This window comes from Streptomyces sp. NPDC048389 (genome assembly GCF_040706335.1).
In the GTDB taxonomy this organism is placed as follows: Bacteria; Actinomycetota; Actinomycetes; order Streptomycetales; family Streptomycetaceae; genus Streptomyces.
Genome location: NZ_JBEZKP010000071.1, coordinates 1 through 14691 on the forward strand (window position 1 = coordinate 1; position 14691 = coordinate 14691).

Annotated in this window: 18 protein-coding genes; all 18 read right to left on the reverse strand. The window is 70.7% G+C overall.

Annotated features, from left to right (window positions below):
* A partial coding sequence (locus AB0903_RS30890) for a hypothetical protein (protein WP_366708038.1) occupies positions 1-324 on the reverse strand: 324 nt, incomplete at its 3' end.
* Positions 321-551, reverse strand: a complete 231-nt coding sequence (locus AB0903_RS30895; RefSeq protein ID WP_366708039.1) for a hypothetical protein — start codon at positions 549-551, stop codon at positions 321-323. The genes AB0903_RS30895 and AB0903_RS30890, both read right to left, overlap by 4 nt.
* An 8-nt stretch (positions 552-559) precedes the next feature.
* Positions 560-1432 (reverse strand): peptidoglycan recognition family protein, encoded by an 873-nt coding sequence (locus AB0903_RS30900; protein ID WP_366708040.1) that lies wholly within the window; start codon positions 1430-1432, stop codon positions 560-562.
* Between the two features lie 66 nt (positions 1433-1498).
* Positions 1499-3124: an SGNH/GDSL hydrolase family protein gene (locus tag AB0903_RS30905; RefSeq protein WP_366708041.1), complete on the reverse strand. Its 1626-nt coding sequence runs from the start codon at positions 3122-3124 to the stop codon at positions 1499-1501.
* A gap of 13 nt (positions 3125-3137) precedes the next feature.
* The gene (locus AB0903_RS30910) at positions 3138-4058 is read right to left on the reverse strand and encodes a hypothetical protein (RefSeq protein ID WP_366708042.1); all 921 of its coding nucleotides are present in this window, start codon (positions 4056-4058) and stop codon (positions 3138-3140) included.
* A gap of 2 nt (positions 4059-4060) precedes the next feature.
* Positions 4061-5215 carry a siphovirus ReqiPepy6 Gp37-like family protein gene (locus tag AB0903_RS30915; RefSeq protein ID WP_366708043.1) on the reverse strand — a complete coding sequence of 385 codons (1155 nt, stop codon included), beginning with the start codon at positions 5213-5215 and terminating at the stop codon, positions 4061-4063.
* Between the two features lie 12 nt (positions 5216-5227).
* Positions 5228-6202 carry a phage tail protein gene (locus tag AB0903_RS30920; protein WP_366708044.1) on the reverse strand — a complete coding sequence of 325 codons (975 nt, stop codon included), beginning with the start codon at positions 6200-6202 and terminating at the stop codon, positions 5228-5230.
* Positions 6203-9070, reverse strand: coding sequence for a hypothetical protein (locus AB0903_RS30925; RefSeq protein ID WP_366708045.1), 2868 nt, complete (start codon positions 9068-9070; stop codon positions 6203-6205). It lies immediately after the preceding gene.
* A gap of 137 nt (positions 9071-9207) precedes the next feature.
* Positions 9208-9657, reverse strand: a complete 450-nt coding sequence (locus AB0903_RS30930) for a hypothetical protein (RefSeq protein WP_366708046.1) — start codon at positions 9655-9657, stop codon at positions 9208-9210.
* 14 nt (positions 9658-9671) lie between these two features.
* Positions 9672-10178, reverse strand: a complete 507-nt coding sequence (locus tag AB0903_RS30935) for a hypothetical protein (RefSeq protein WP_366708047.1) — start codon at positions 10176-10178, stop codon at positions 9672-9674.
* Positions 10178-10660, reverse strand: a complete 483-nt coding sequence (locus tag AB0903_RS30940) for a hypothetical protein (protein ID WP_366708048.1) — start codon at positions 10658-10660, stop codon at positions 10178-10180. Before AB0903_RS30940 ends, AB0903_RS30935 begins: the two co-directional genes overlap by 1 nt.
* On the reverse strand, positions 10660-10842 hold the full coding sequence (locus tag AB0903_RS30945) for a hypothetical protein (protein WP_366708049.1): 183 nt from the start codon (positions 10840-10842) through the stop codon (positions 10660-10662). Before AB0903_RS30945 ends, AB0903_RS30940 begins: the two co-directional genes overlap by 1 nt.
* Positions 10842-11171, reverse strand: coding sequence for a hypothetical protein (locus AB0903_RS30950; protein WP_366708050.1), 330 nt, complete (start codon positions 11169-11171; stop codon positions 10842-10844). The genes AB0903_RS30945 and AB0903_RS30950 overlap by 1 nt, the downstream gene beginning before the upstream one ends.
* A gap of 14 nt (positions 11172-11185) precedes the next feature.
* Positions 11186-11638 carry a hypothetical protein gene (locus AB0903_RS30955; RefSeq protein ID WP_366708051.1) on the reverse strand — a complete coding sequence of 151 codons (453 nt, stop codon included), beginning with the start codon at positions 11636-11638 and terminating at the stop codon, positions 11186-11188.
* The gene (locus AB0903_RS30960; protein WP_366708052.1) at positions 11638-12459 is read right to left on the reverse strand and encodes a hypothetical protein; all 822 of its coding nucleotides are present in this window, start codon (positions 12457-12459) and stop codon (positions 11638-11640) included. The genes AB0903_RS30955 and AB0903_RS30960 overlap by 1 nt, the downstream gene beginning before the upstream one ends.
* A gap of 16 nt (positions 12460-12475) precedes the next feature.
* Complete coding sequence (locus AB0903_RS30965; RefSeq protein ID WP_366708053.1) at positions 12476-12964, reverse strand: hypothetical protein; 489 nt, start codon at positions 12962-12964, stop codon at positions 12476-12478.
* Positions 12964-13371, reverse strand: coding sequence for a hypothetical protein (locus AB0903_RS30970; protein WP_366708054.1), 408 nt, complete (start codon positions 13369-13371; stop codon positions 12964-12966). Before AB0903_RS30970 ends, AB0903_RS30965 begins: the two co-directional genes overlap by 1 nt.
* A 66-nt stretch (positions 13372-13437) precedes the next feature.
* Complete coding sequence (locus tag AB0903_RS30975) at positions 13438-14688, reverse strand: phage major capsid protein (RefSeq protein ID WP_366708055.1); 1251 nt, start codon at positions 14686-14688, stop codon at positions 13438-13440.
* Between the last annotated feature and the right edge of the window lie 3 nt (positions 14689-14691).

Sequence of the window (14691 nt, forward strand, 5' to 3'; positions counted from 1 at the left end):
CGGGGGTGGTCCGTTCAGGGCTACGTCGACGCGGTCGACAGCGTCCCGCAGCGACTGGCCCGAGTTCGGGTGCAGTTCGTGCTCGACGGAGGTCAGGCGCTCCTCAATCCCGTCCAGGCGCTCCATCACCCCTTTGCGTTCTGGCACTCCGGGGCGGGGCGGTACGCCCTGCCAGTCGTCGACGAAGTCGTCCACCCGGGTGGCGATCCTCCGCACGCCGCGGACGAGGCGCCACAGCAGGCCGAGCCCCGCGCAGATCGCGACCGCAGCAAGCGACCAGACGACCAGGCTGTCGACGGCGGGCACGCCCGTGCTCTCACTCACAGGCCCCCTCCCTCGTCGACCAGGCCGAGACCGAACCTGTCGAGCAGCCGCTCGACGCTGGGGAGGGCCATGACCCGGGCGAGGCCGCCGGCGGTCGCGAGTGCGGCGCCCACCCAGGGCAGGGTGTCGGGGATTCCGGAGGCGTCCACGATGGCGGGCAGGGCCACGGCGACGCCGACGCCGGTCTGCAGGACGGTGCGCACGGTGCGCTTACTGGAGCTCTTCATGGGGTGCCTCAGTCCTTGAGTCGGTCGGCGAGGGTGTCGGCGAGAGCGGGGGCGACGGTGGTCTGCAGGGCGGCGATCACGGCCTGGGTGTCGATGCCGCCTGCGCGGACCAGGTCCAGGAGTTCCTCGAGGAGGGCGACCGCGCGGCGGCCGGACTCGACGCCGGTCTGGATCGCGTACTTCGCCGACCAGGTCGCGTTGCCGGGGTAGTCCTCGTTCGCGTGCGGCGGCCGGGCGGCCGGGATGATGTCCCGGTTCCAGATCCGGTCCAGGTCGGAGTTCTCAAGGACGCCGCCGGCGGCGATGAGTTCCCTCACCACGGCCTTGGCGATCTCATCAGCGGTGGGCATGTCGTCCTCCTCGGACTGGGCGGAGCTGGGGCGGGGTGCGCCGGCCTTGGCCCAGGCGTAGACGGCGTCGCCGGGGCAGCTGGTGGCGTAGCCGTCGCGGTGGCCGCCGAGCCAAAGGCCGGCGGGGCCTTCCTCGCGGCAGTAGTCGATGGCGTCGCGGGCGCCGTGCAACTGTGCGGTCGTGGGCTGGGTGAGCCCGGAGGAGCCGACGAGCAGCAGCACCGCGTAGCACTCCTCATTCAGCGTCGTGTTGCCGTTCGCCGAGTTGCGGCGGCGCAGGCCGCGGCCCTCGTACACGGCCCCGTGGGTGCAGACGACGAAGCTGTAGCCGATGTCGGACCAGTCGTTGCCGTCCATGTGGGACGCCTGGATCCGGCGGACGTAGGCGGCGCAGTCGTCGTGCAGCCGATCGGAGTACCCGGTGCCGAGATAGTGGAGCTTCACCCCGCGGCGGGCCCGGGAGTAGGTGATGCCGCCGGAGGGCTGCCGGTAGGGGCGCGCCCCCCAGGAAGCCCTTGGGACCAGCTTCATTCATGCCTCCAGACATGCGAATGCCCCCAGCCTTGCGGGGGCGCGGAGCGGAAGGGTGGGAGCGGGTCAGGCGGGCATGAGGACCTTGAGCGCCTCGACGATCCGCCGCGCGAGGTAGGCGTGACCGGAGTCGTTCGGGTGGACGCCGTCGCCGCCGATGTAGCCGGTCGCGTTGGCGGTGGTGATCCACGCGCCTTGGGTGTCGAGCAGCGTGCCCGCAGCGTCGTAGACGGAGCCGGTGATGGGGGAGATGAAGGGCAGCCCTTCGGCGAGCGCGGCTGCTTTCAGGGTGGCGTCTGTGTTGGTGAGGGTGGCTGTCGGTGAGCCGAGCGGGGACCAGCAGCCCAGCACGTAGATGTCGCAGCCCGGTACGGCCGCCGCTTTCAGCGAGTCGAACAGTGCCTCGGCTGCCGTACCGATGGCGCCTTGGTCGCCGCCCGAGTCGTTGTAGCCGCCCCACACGATCAGCCGGTCGAACGAGTACGGGTCGATGTCTCCGGCTACCCGGTTTCCGAACGTCGTGTAGCTGCCGGGGGTGATGTAGCCGGTGCCGCCCCGGGACTGATTCCATGCGTCCGTGCAACCCAGCATCCGCGCCGCCCGGTAGAACCAAGACCCGATCCCGCTACCCGCGTTCTCATCGGAGCCGCCCGAAATAGAGTCGCCGAGGACTCCGAGCCGCCCGCCACGGGAGGTTGGCTTCCACGCGGTGGCGCCGGGACCGAGGAACAGGCCGCCGAACGGGAACGTCGTCACATCGAACCGGATGCGGCGCGGCTTGGCCGTCGCGAACGTCACCTGCAGCTCGTGGCGGGATCCTTCCGACGAGGCGCCGGTGAGCTGCGGCAGGTCGGTCACCTTCCGCCCGTCGACAGTCAGCCGGTACTTCGTCGCCGAACTCATGTACTTGAACTGGATGCCGAACGTGCTCGCGTCGGTCATGAACTCCACCGCCCAGTTCGACTGACCCGAGCTGTAGGTGTTGGGGTAGCGGGACGTCGGCCGGTACAGCTCCGTGTCCGGGAACGTCGACCCGAACTCAAAGTCGCCAGCGCCCAGGTACAGGAACGGCCCGGTGTCCGGGGTGAGCTTGGCCTGCGCGCTGGGGATGGACGACGTGGACTGCGGCCCGTTGACCTGGATCGTGGGCGTGTCGTCGGTGAGGGTCTCGGCGAGTACCGGATCGGGCAGGTCGCGGCGCCGCCAGGCTGAGGACCACCGCATCTTCGTCGTCTGCAGGGAGTCGGCGACGAGCGTCATGCCGTCGCTGGCCACCCCGACCCGTGCCACCGTGGTGACCCCGGTCCCGGCGAGCAGGTCCCCGGCGGTCGTGATCGCGTCCGTCGTCAGCGCGGTGCCCGTCAGCGCGCTGAGGTCGTTCTCGACGGTGGTCAGGTCGTCGCCGAGGTCGGTGGCCACCGTGCGCCGGCGGGGGCCTGCGCCGCCGTTGGCGTCGAGGTACATGCTGCGCACCCCGTCCGGGCCGAAGAACTCGGGGAGGGCGCCGTTGGCGTCGGTGGTGAGGGTGGTGATGGGTGTGGCCCCGTCGGTTTCCACCAGGTCGGTGTACTGCGTGCCGTCACTCGCCGCGTTCCACGCGGTGACGGTCGTGGACGGCTCAAGGGTGGCGGCGTCGTCGGCGCCGAGGGAGATGACGTAGTCGGCGATGCCGCCGAACCTGTGCCTGGCCATAAATAAGGGCTCCTTAGTACCGCAGGTAGGTCATGGTCAGGGTCAGGGTGTGGCCGGCGCCGACGTCCCCGGACAGGAACTTCACCCACATCTCGCCGTCGATCCCGACATCCACGCGGCCGGTCTGGCCGTTGGAGAAGGTGCAGGCGAAGAAGTGATTCCGGGTGATCGGGCGCAGAGCGCTGGGGACGATGGCGACCTTGGAGCCGTCCGCGTCGGATCGCGACAGCGTGGTCTTGCGGCGCTTGCTGATGCGCAGCGTCACTGCGCTGCCGATACGGCGGCCGACCTGGTCGGCGATGCTCTCCCAGCTGGACTCGCCCGCGCTCAGCGCGAGCTCGCCGGTGTCCTCGTAGGTGAGGACCCACGCGCCGCCCGTCCAGCCGTACCAGCGGCCAGTGTTGGTCTCGTAGATCTGGTCGCCACGGCGTGGGTGCGGGGGCCGGGTCGTGGAGGTGCACGGCCTGGTCCGGCCGCCGACGTACTGCTCCTCGCGGGTGACCGTGACCGACGTCGCCGAGTCGATGACCGTGACCTGCGCGAGCGGGATCTCCCACACACCCGTGCTGCCCGCGTCCCGGGTCAGAGCAGGCGCGCCTGCACCGGGTGTGCCCTGCACGACGACCGCCCGCACGTCCCACGTGGAGCGGTCGAGCTGGACCACGATGCGGTCGATGCGCGTGGAGCCGGAAGAGTTGGAGGCGATGGAGAGGGTGTCGTCTACCGAGCCGGAGTACCAGGTGTGTCCGCGTACCGAGGCGTAGACGCCGGAGCGCACGGTCACCTGTAGGCCGGTGCCCGCCGAGCAGACGGCCGTGTCCGCAGGGGACCCGTCCACCCCGTCGTCCGAGAAGCGCGAAGCGATCTTCTCGTACTCGGCGTCGCTGACGTTCCTGCTGTTGTGGTTGGGGGACGGCCACGAGTTCTGGGCCACGTCTACCTCGCTTCGATTCTGCCGAGCCTGCGGCTCAGGTCGCGTACCAGCCGCACCATCTGCGGATCGGATGTCGCCGAAGGGGAGCCGACAATCGACGTGACGTACTCGCCGGAATTGGGGGTGGCCTGCAGGTGGATGGAGCGCACCAGGTCCGCCACTTCCAGACCGGTCGGCAGCACCACGGTGACCTTGTCGCCCAGGCCGAAGTCGCGGCCTGCCTTCAGGTCTGGTGTGTCGACGGTGACCGTGGCGAGCTCCACCGGCTGGGCGCCGTCGGCCAGAGCCTCGGTGCCTTCCTGGGTCAGCTCACCGTTGGTGTCGTCGTCGGCGGTGCCGCTGACGAGCTGCTCGACGCGCCACCAGGCCGCGGCCGCCACGGCGTCGGCGACCTCGACATAGACCCGGGGGCTGGCCTGGTCGGAGCCTGAGACCAGCGCGTGCGTCACCGTCGGCGCACTGCGCTTGAAGGTGACCGCCCGAAGGTTCCCCAGACCCTCGGAGAAGCGGGCCGTCGCGGTCAAGTCCTGTGGCTGGTACACCTCGAACTCGATCTGACTGCTCGTCTGGCGGGTGCGGAAACCCAGGCCGCCGCCGTCGATCGCCACACGCCGGCACGTCGCCAGCAGCCCCTCGAACCGGGTGTTGACGCTGGTCGTGGTGCCGACCCCGGCCAGCGCGGCCAGCGCGAAGTTGGGGATCTGCCGCGCGGCGAGCGCCGCCTGCCCGCAGTTCTCCGACACCAGGGTGCGGATGATGACCTCGGCGTTCGTGGACAGGATCTGCCGGGCGGTGTCCGGCTGCGCCGACCACGCCGACGCGGGATCGGCCCACGTCAGGTATCCGGCCGGGCGCGCCAGGTCGTCGGAGAAGTTGACCTTCACCTTGCCCGGCGGTGCCTCACCCGTGCCGCCGATCCCCCACGAGAAATCCGTGGGGATTTCCATGGGGCCGCCCATCCAGATCCCGCCGTCACGGACGACGACCAGGCGGTGGCCGGGCTGCAGCTGCTCCATGACGTAGGGGTGCGCGACCAGGTCCACCGAGCCGGATCCCGGCTCATTGAACCGCAGCGTGGCGTCGAGGTTGCCCCAGTCGGCCAGTGGATCGCCCTGCACGATGAGGTCCTCGTCGGTGACGAGAAGCTGGACCGCCATGGCTGCCCTCCCCTACGCGGTCTCGTAGCGCGGGTGGAACGTCAGGTCGACGGAGCTCCCGGCACCAGCGCCGTCCAGTTGAAAGGTGATCGGGTTGTCACCCGGGTCCAGGCCCCACAGCGTGGCGTCCGGCCAGTTCAGGGCCCCGAACCAGTTGGAGCCGTCCTGATAGCGGACCTGCGGCGGGTCCGTGCTGACGGTGACCTTCTCTCCGGCGAGGAGGTCACCGTGCCCGATGGACGGGTCGTTGGGGTCGATCACGAAAGACTCGCCCGTGTCCGTCCTGGTGAAAGTCACCAGCGATGCCGGGCCGGTGATCGTCCACGTCGGCCACACCGGAATGTCCCCCGGATTCTCCACGGTCGTCGCGCCGAGCACCTGGCTGGAGGACACCGACGGATAGGGCTGGAGATAATCCTCGCCGCTCCCCTGCTCGCGGTGCACCACGACGGTCCGGGTGTCGACCCAGTACGGGTCCTCGCACCACAGGGTGAGAACGGCGCTGTCCCAGGTGATACCGGTCGCCACCCGGCCGAGCCCGTCCCACCCGTCCTGGTAGTACACGGCGATCGTGCGCCTGCTGCCGTCCGGCCGCGCCACCTCCAGCGTCCCCGCCGTGCGGGTCCCGTCCGGCCCGAGCCGCAGCGTGCGGGTGAACGCCTTCGCCAGCGCCCGCCAGTTCGCCGTGAACGCCATGTGATCCGTGCCCTTCACGAGCACGGGCCACACGATCGTCCGCGGCTGCGGCTGCACATGCCGCAACCGCGCACCACCGCGCGGGTGCGGGTCCGAGGTCAGCACGTAGGGCGCGGCGCCCAGCCCGGACACCCCCTCGGCGAGCGTGTACCAGTCGGCCGCCAGGTCGGTCATCGGCCACCGAGTACCGGCCGGATCGATGTAGGTGACCGACGCGTAGCCGATCTCCGGCAACTCGATGGGCGGCGGAGTCTCCGGCGCCGGCGCGACCGGTGCTGTGACCAGGGGCATCTACCGTGGCCTCCCCACGCGCTGGCGCGCCTCCTCCTGCCGCTGCAACAGCCGCAGGTCCTCCACACTGATCACCGACTGGCGCGGATACACGTTGTACGTCACCCCCGGCCGCTCGCCCACTGCCGCCGTGCCGGCCACCGGAGCCGCCGGCATACCCGCCCGCGGCGCAGCCCGACCCGCCGGCAGTCGCCCCTCGTTCAGGGCGTCCATGAACTTCAGCCCGTACTTCGCCACCGCCGCCGCGCGCACCATGTACTCGCCGGTCGACCCCCACAGCAGAATCGAGTCCGACGTCGGCGTGCCCGGGCCCATCAGCAGCCCGCCGCCAGGGAACCCAGGGATCGGCCCGCCGCCCGCGTACCGGCCAATGGGACCGCCCTGCGCCAGGCGCTCGATGCTGTCGGGTATGCCGTTCGCGTTGGCGTCACCAGGCGCCGGCCTGCGGATGTACGTCGTGTACACGTACGTGTTCGCCGTGTTCCCGTCGAGGTTGTCCATGGCGCGGCGCACGGCGGCGATGTCACTGAGGGCGCTGCCGTTCCTCGTAAACACCTCGGTCCGCCCGTCCGGCAGTCTCCGGGTCTTGATCCCCACGGCCTCGAGCGCCTTGAGCGCCGCGGCGTTGAGCGTGTCGACCTTGATGCTCTTGGCCCCGGGTGTCTTGCGGATCTCTTCCTGCACGGTGTGCAGGCCCTCCACGGCGTCCTGCCGCTCGAGCTTGACCGCGGTCTTGATCTCGCCGGGTGTGCCCAGCAGGGTCTCGACGTAGTCGCGGGCCTGCTGGTCGTTCATGCCCGTCGCTTCGGCCAGCTTCAGCATCTGGCCCCGCAGCTGGTCCGACTTCTTCGTCATCGACCCGAGGGACTCGCCCGCGGCGAGGCCGGACTCCAGCATCTCGTCGTGCGCCTTCGCGGCCGCGGACATGGCCTGCCCGTTCGACCGGCCCGCGTCGGTGTTGAGGTCGAGCGTCGCCCCGTTCTCCTTGAAGGCTTCCGTCAGCGCGTCGATGGACGACTCGAACTTGATCTGCGAGTCGTAGGCGCTGCGGTTCGTGTCGTTGAGCGCGATGATCGACTGGCGCAGTCCCTCGGCACTCTGCTTCTGTGCGTCGAGCTGCCGCTGCACCTTCACCGCCTGGTCCCCGAACAGGCCCATGGACTCGACGGCCAGCTTCTGCTCGAGCGCCTGCGCGGCCAAGGCCGCCTTGTAGCCTTCGAGCGACCCGGTGAACTTCTCGACCTCCTCCGGGCTCATCTCCGCCGTCATGGCCTTGAGCGCGGCCGCCGCCAGGTCGGCCTTGCCGCCGGACACCAGGGCGGCGAGACCCTCGTCGGTCGCGGTGATGTTCGTGGTGAACTTCTCCGTGGAGTCGCTGGCGTCAAGGAAGTCGTTGGTGACGCTGGCGCCCCAGTCGTTGATCTTGTCCGCGACGGACGGGTCCATCACCGCCTGGACCTGCTCCCGCAGCTTGCCCAGGTCCGCGCCGAACAGCTCGGCCGCGTAGCCCGTGGCCTTGCCCGTGCGGCCCAGCTCGCCCAGCGACGTCGTCAGCTTGTCCACGTCGGGAGCGGCTTCCTTGCCCGACTGGGACAGCTCGGAGACTGCGATCAGGAGCAGCCCGATACCCGTGCCCGCCATGGCCAGCTTCGCCGTGCGGCCGAGCGTGCCGATCGCCGCGGTGGTGGCGGCGAGCGGCCCGGGTGCCGAGGCCGCGGCCGCCCGCATCGCACCGATCTGCACAGCGAACGCAGCCGCCGCGGCACTTGCCGCAGCGCCGCCGGCCGCGGCGAGCTTGACCGCCTTGATGGCGATGGCCAGCTGCAGCAGGGTGGCGATCGCGTCGGGCGGCACCGCCGACACGATCCCGGAGAGAACGTTGATGACCTCGAGCATGCCGACGCCTACGCCCGACCCGGCCTCCAGCAGGTTCATCAGGGCGTCCCCGATGTTCCCGAGGGTGTCCCACACCAGCGGCCCGTTCTCCTTGGCGTAGTCGAAGAACTCGGCGAGCGGCCCGCCGTCGAACTGGCCGCTGTCGACCTTGGCCAGGAAGCGCGTCAGCGCGTCGACACCGCGGCGCATGGTCCGCTCGGAGAAGTCGGTGAACTTCGTGTTCAGCCGGTCGAACCCCGGCGTGGAGATCGCCCCGCCGACCAGCGTGATCAGCCGGTCGAACTGCGTGGACGCACCCTTGACCAGGCCGGTCGTCTTCGGCAGCAGCGCGTTGGTGACAGCGACGCCCTTGGTGAAGGGGGCCATCACGTCGCCGGAGAGGCTGTCGGACCACTCCTCGAAACCGTCCGCGAGGAGGCCGACGGCGATCGCCGCCTCACGGGTGGCGGGCGGCATCGTGGCCAGCTGCCGCTCGTACTCCTGCTGTGCCTTCGCCGCCTCCTGGCTGCCCCGCCCCGAGGCAGCCACGGCCTGCTCGTACTTCCCGTGCGCCTCGCGGGCCTCGCTGATCTTCCCGATCTGCGGGCCGAGCGCCAGGGCGTAGACGCCGGCTGCCACGGCGACCGCGCCGAACTGTCCGGCGAGTGCGGCCGCGCTGCTGGCCAGACCTGCGGTGGCCGGGATCGCGGCCGGAGCCAGCGAGATCAGGTTCGCCTTCAGCGACTCACCGAGACGCCCGGACGCGTCCGACAGCGCGTCGAAGCGCTGCCGCACGATGCCGGTGCGGTCGTCGAGAATCCGCTGCGCGTCGGCCGTCGACAGCAGCTGGCCCTGCAGATCACGCAGGTTGCCGTTGGCGTCCGCGGTGATACCGGCCATCCGCAGGCGCAGCCGGTCCGCACTGTCCCCCGTGTTGTTGAGCACGCGGGACAGCTCGTCACGGCCGGCGAGGGTGAAGGTGAGACGCTCCACGGCTCACCTCCTTCATCGTGTAGCGGTGTACTGGCGGATCCACGCCACCGCTGACTCGAGATCGTCGGCGGACATCAGCCTGATCTCCCACGGCCGGATGTGGAGGTAGTGGGCAAGGAGCCACCGGTACTCGGTGATCAGTCCTCGGAGTCCTGGCGGTGGCGCACCAAGTGGCCTTTTCCCAGGGCGTCGAGCGCCCGGTCGAGGTCCTTCGGATCTTCGGCCAGCTTGCGCAGGTCCGGGACCACCGCGTCGATGGTGGCGTCCTCGTTCTTCGCGAGGGCCTGGCTCAGGATCTGGGTGAACACGTCGTCGATCTCCGAGCGCTCGATACGCGCCTTCAGCCGCCGCTTCCAGCCGGGCACGTCGAAGGTCGCGAACTCGAGGTCCTTGTCTTCCCGTCGACGGAATCTCCAGAGCACGGCCCGCAGCGCGGTGACGTCCTGCGCGCGCAGCAGGTTCTCGATTCCGCGCCACGGGATGTCTCCGCCCATGGCCTCCTCGATGTCGGCCGCCTCCAGAGCGGAGAGGTCCTCCGTCGACCACCGCTCCACCGTGCCGTCGTCCTGCGTGTACGTGATGATCACGTGCTGCCCTTCCTTTACTGGAGGTCCCGGCGGACGTCGCCCAGGACCCGCTCGACTTCGGCCCGCATCCGCGGCGTACCGGCCTGGACGGTGCGCGTCCACCAGCCCGTCGGCCGCGCCCATTGGGTCGCCCACCGACGGCGGTTGCCGAACACCGGGTGCCTGACCCTGCCCTCGTTGATGACCCACGGCATGTTCCGGATGTCGGCAGGGAGCCGGCCCCGGTCGATCCACACCCGGGCCCCGGGGCTAGCACCGGAGCGGACGCTGATCCGCACAGCGCCCGCGATCGTCGCCCGCAGCGGACGCGTGGTGGGCGACGGCCCGCCCCGCCCCGTGCGCCCCGAGCCGGGCAACTGCACCGTGGTGATGGCCCGTTGCAGGTCGCGGTGCAGCGGCTCCGCAGCGCGCCGGATCCGGCGGGTCGTGTTCTGCCGGATCCGGGGACCGCCCGCCGCACGCATGCGGCGGGACAGTTCCAGCAGCTGGCCGGTGCCCAGGATCTGTACGCTGCCGGCCATCAGGCGGCCGGGATGGCGACGTTCTCGGCGGGCTCCGAGGTGATCGCGAACTGGCACATGATCTGCGACGCGGAGTCCAACTCGCGGACCTTGGCCTGCGAGGTGACGGTCACCGGGTACACGTCCATGGTCTGGGCCTCGACGTCACCCTCGTCCATCCACACGATGAAGCCGGTGGCCTCCCGGGTCAGCAGGGTGCGGACGTCGTCGCCGTCCTTGCTGGCCCAGAAAGTCAGCGACGAGTCGGCGGCGGTGATCTCGCCGCCCACGACCGGCGTGAACCGGGAGCCGAGCGCCGGGGTGGGCACGGTGCCGGACGTGGTCTGCCAGCCCGCCATGGCGCCGGTCTCGCCCTCCAGCGCGGTGCCGGCGTTCAGCTCCGCCCGGGACGGCGCGGACATGGACGCGATGGTCGGTACCCACAGCACCTTCGTGATGCCCCGCCGGTAGTACCGGATCGAGGAGTTGATCGGAGTGGCCATCAGCTGTCATCTCCCTTTCGCCGCCGGCGGCCGCCCGCGGTCTTTGTGGTCGTTGTGGTCGTGCGCGGCGGGTCTTCGACGACCTGCCAGCCTGCCGCCTGGTGATGCGGCACCGCCCTCTCGTGCACCTCGATCTGCTGCTCGGCCGGCAGCTCGGGGTGGAACATCCTCACGGGGCTCATCAGACGGGCACCCTGATCACAGCCACCTCGACCGAGGTGACCGCGTCGTACGTGATCGACGCCCGGCCCGTGGACGGGTCCCGGTAGTCGCTGATGACCGGGATCGGGACGTCGGCGCCGGCCGCCACGGGGACCACCCGGTCGTCGATTCCCAGGCCGTTCACGGTGCCCGGCGTCACCAGCGTCACCGTGTGGCTGGACGCGTCGCTGTTGCGAACCCAGAGCAGCACACCGGCCCCGGTCTGGCAGTCGTCCCCGGCTACGTCCGCCGGCTCCCACTGCACGGTTGCACCGCCCAGGCCCACCACTGTCGTTGTCAGTGCAGCCATGAATCTCGTCTCCTCTACGTGAATGCGGAGCCGGCCACCGTCAGCAGCAGCACCGCCTGTACGCCTGTGTCGAGTTGGGGCTGAGTGAGCTGGCTCGCCTCGATCGCCGCCTCCAGCCCCTCAAGCCCCAGGCTCGGCGCGGCGTCCAGCCACGCCTCCACCCGGGCACCGATCTCATACGCCCGCATGCGGGCGGCCCGCACATCGGTGTCACCCCGGGAGGCGATCGCCGCGACGGTGACCTGGAACTGCTCCTCGCGGCGCGTGCCGAGTCCGGCCCAGCCGCCGACGGTCTGCGCCGCCACGAAGTCGCTGTCGGGGTCGCCGTCGAAGCCGACGATCAGCCAGTCCTGCGCGGAGTCTTCGGTGACCTCCGGGCCGTCCGTCACGGTGACCCCGTCCAGCTCGGGATCGGTCTGGCCCATCTGCACCAGCGTGTCGAGTACTTCGGGCACTCGGGATCCCATCAGGCCACTCCAGGGGGAAGTCGGTCCGGGGCCAGAAGCTCCAGCGCCCGGTTGGGTACGGCGTAGCCGATGCCGGGGATCGGATCGGTCACGGAGTAGTCGTCTCCGCCGCCGGCCACGCCGCCGCGGCGGCCGGCACGCTGTGTGCGCCACAGGTGGCCGAGGATGATGCGCGCGGCGGCGGGGAAGTTCTCCCGGATCGTGGTGCGCCCGGCCCGGTAGGTGAACCGCAGCCGCCCGGACAGCCGGCCGCCGTCCGGGCGGTACACCTCACCGGTGGCCCCGTTCACGGCCAGGTCGGCGACGTCGGGAGCGGTGCCCCCGGTCAGGAGGGATGCGACAGCCGTCACCTCCTGAACCGGCGTGTGCAGCAGGACCACCGTCACGGCGCTGCGCACGGTGTGCTCCTCGGTGATGGAGCGGGGCACGATCGGGCCGGTGTAGAACTCGACCGCCCTGGTCGTGACGTTGTTCCAGTAGCGCACCTCGCCGTCGTCGTCCGAGCTACGGATGTTCAGATGCTGCTTGGCGTCGGCCAGCGACAGGATCGCCGGAGGCGCCGCCTCAAGCACGTCCAGCACATCGGTGTAGGCGTGCGCCGGGTCGGTGAACTGCCAGCGGACGGTGTGCCGCCCGGGCTGCTCGGTGACGTAGTCGGCGTGGTAGGTGCCCGGGGTGGCGGTCTCCGTGGCGGTCGGGGTGGCGGTGCTGCTGTCGGGCAGTGTCACCGTCACCGTGGCGGTGGCCGCGGTGGTGGCCGTGCCGTCCGGGTCCCGGCACTGTGCGGTCAGGCGCGCGGTGGCGCCGAGGTCGTACGGCACGGCTCACCCTCTCCGGTCAGCGGGTCTCGATGACGTCGCCGCGGCCGCCGCCTCGGGAGGCTTCGGCGGCCCGCTCGGTGGCCTGGTCGTTGGCCTGGGCGCGTTCGAGGACCGAGCCGCGCTGGCCGACGATGCCCCTGCGGGGCTGCTCGGCGTTCTCTTCCAGTTGCAGCACGCGCATGGCTTCCTCCTCGCCCGCGCCGTCGAGGTACTCGAGGACGTCCTTGACGTTGTGGTCGGCGGGGTTGAACAGGACGGGGTCGTCGCTTCTGGCGCCCGCGCCGTTCTCCTCGTCGGGGTCGTTGGGGGCGGCTGACAGCGGGGCGTTGTCGGCCGGCGCCGCGGGGTCAGGGGTGATGGGGGCGGGTGGCGCCTGGTCGGCGAGCTCGGCCCGGTTGCCGTCGGCCCACTTGGCGGCCTCCTCGTCGGGCAGGTCGACCAGGTCGCCGGGCGCCCACGAGAAGTCCAGGCCGCCGATGGCCTGCAGGACGCGGATGGTGGCCATCAGTCGCGGTCCACCGGGCCACGGCGCGCGTTGGACAGCACGACAGCCGCGGAGTAGATGCCGCCGGTCGTCGCACCGGCCACGGTCACGGCGACGCGCAGGTAGCGCGCGGCGCCGGTGTAGCCGATCTCGTAGACAGTGTCGTCGTTGCTGGACGTCACCGCGGGCTCGGCGCCCTGCAGGTCGGCGTCCGCGGCCGCTGCCCAGTCGCTGCCGTCGGCCGACTCCTCGACGGCGAAGGTGTGCGTGCCGTCGGTGACGACACCGACGTCGATGACGACCAGGGCGTCCTGGTAGCGGGCGCCGTCGGCGGCACGGTCGACGGTGGTGCCGTTCGCCGTCGCGGTGCGCGCGGCCGGTGCGAGCGTCCGCTGCACCAACACGTTGTCGTACGGGTTGAGAGGCATGGCTGTCCCTTCTGGAGGTGGGCCGCCCGGGGCCATCGCGAGGGCGGCCCCGGGCGAGGAGCGGGGTCAGGACGCGGCGTGCTCGTATGCGGCGATCGCGGAGGCGTCGTCGACCATGCCGTCGAGCTCGGCGTAGCCGAAGAACCCGGACTGCAGGAAGTCGGCGTACCGCTCGTTGAGGCGGATCGTGGTGACGTTCTGCACCTGGCGCACGATGTATCCGGCCTGGAAGTCACCGAACAGGATGCTCTTGGCGGACGCGGCCGGGACCGGCATCTTGTTGTCGATCGCGTACCCGTAGCCGTTGAGCGTGGCGGTGAAACCGGGGGCCGGGACCGGCACCCACAGGGGCCGCCCGTCGCCGTCCTTGAGCTTGCGCAGGACCTTGAGGGTCTGGTCGTTCATGAGCCACTTGCACTGCGGCCCGCGGTAGGCGGGGTCGATGGCGTGCTCGAGGTCGACCAGGTCGTCGTAGATGACCGACGTGGTCTGACCGCCGGCACCGGTCGCCCCGGTGCGGACCTGAGTGACGATGCCCTCGGGCTGCTTCACCCCGGACCCGGTGATCAGGTAGCCCGCCACGGACCGGCCGATGCGCTCGCCGAGCTTGCGCGGCAGCCACGACTCGACGTCGAACGCGCTGTCCCGCATCAGCTTCCACGACATCTTGACCAGCTTCGACGTGAACAGGTAGGCGTCGAGCTCGCGCCGGCCGATGGCCATGTCCGTCTCGGGAACCTGCTGGTTCTCCGACAGCAGGGCGCCCTCGTTGTTCGTGTCGTCGTTGGTCGGCCACCACAGGCCGCCGCCGTCCGCCGTGGTGATCACCGAGCAGATGTTGAGCAGACCGCCGTATGCCTTCATCGTCTCGGTCATCGTGGCTCGGAATGTGTCCGGCACCAGGTAGCCGCCCATGGTGTCCGGGGTGGTGCCCATGGCGCGCTGGGTCAGCTGGTTGAACCCGCCCTGCAGCAGCTGCCGCTGCTCGCCCTGCAGGCCCTCCATGCCGTACCGCAGGTACAGGCCGAACGCCTCGGCGTACCGGGCGGCGTCGGCCTCCTCGTCGTCGCCGCGGTCCGTGGTCGTGACGATCTGGTTGCGGTCGACGGACCCGAGCTGGGCCATCCGCTCGAGGCGCTCGAGGTCGCTGGACACCTCGGTCAGCCGCGCCTCGGCCTGGTCCCAGTTGGTCCGCTCCTCGGCGGACAGGTCGCGGCCTGCCGCCTCGGCACCGTTCATGATCTCCTGCATGCGGTGCCACAGGGTGTTCTGCTCGTCGACCAGGCGCTGGCGCCGGGTCAGGGTCTCGGTGGACATCGG

Bases quoted from the DNA above. Each gene is read 5' to 3' on its own strand.
- AB0903_RS30895 (WP_366708039.1), bottom strand. From the start codon at position 551: ATGAAGAGCTCCAGTAAGCGCACCGTGCGCACCGTCCTGCAGACCGGC.
- AB0903_RS30900 (WP_366708040.1), bottom strand. From the start codon at position 1,432: ATGAAGCTGGTCCCAAGGGCTTCCTGGGGGGCGCGCCCCTACCGGCAG.
- AB0903_RS30905 (WP_366708041.1), bottom strand. From the start codon at position 3,124: ATGGCCAGGCACAGGTTCGGCGGCATCGCCGACTACGTCATCTCCCTC.
- AB0903_RS30915 (WP_366708043.1), bottom strand. From the start codon at position 5,215: ATGGCGGTCCAGCTTCTCGTCACCGACGAGGACCTCATCGTGCAGGGC.
- AB0903_RS30920 (WP_366708044.1), bottom strand. From the start codon at position 6,202: ATGCCCCTGGTCACAGCACCGGTCGCGCCGGCGCCGGAGACTCCGCCG.
- AB0903_RS30935 (WP_366708047.1), bottom strand. From the start codon at position 10,178: ATGGCCGGCAGCGTACAGATCCTGGGCACCGGCCAGCTGCTGGAACTG.
- AB0903_RS30940 (WP_366708048.1), bottom strand. From the start codon at position 10,660: ATGGCCACTCCGATCAACTCCTCGATCCGGTACTACCGGCGGGGCATC.
- AB0903_RS30945 (WP_366708049.1), bottom strand. From the start codon at position 10,842: ATGAGCCCCGTGAGGATGTTCCACCCCGAGCTGCCGGCCGAGCAGCAG.
- AB0903_RS30950 (WP_366708050.1), bottom strand. From the start codon at position 11,171: ATGGCTGCACTGACAACGACAGTGGTGGGCCTGGGCGGTGCAACCGTG.
- AB0903_RS30955 (WP_366708051.1), bottom strand. From the start codon at position 11,638: ATGGGATCCCGAGTGCCCGAAGTACTCGACACGCTGGTGCAGATGGGC.
- AB0903_RS30965 (WP_366708053.1), bottom strand. From the start codon at position 12,964: ATGGCCACCATCCGCGTCCTGCAGGCCATCGGCGGCCTGGACTTCTCG.
- AB0903_RS30970 (WP_366708054.1), bottom strand. From the start codon at position 13,371: ATGCCTCTCAACCCGTACGACAACGTGTTGGTGCAGCGGACGCTCGCA.
- AB0903_RS30975 (WP_366708055.1), bottom strand. From the start codon at position 14,688: ATGTCCACCGAGACCCTGACCCGGCGCCAGCGCCTGGTCGACGAGCAG.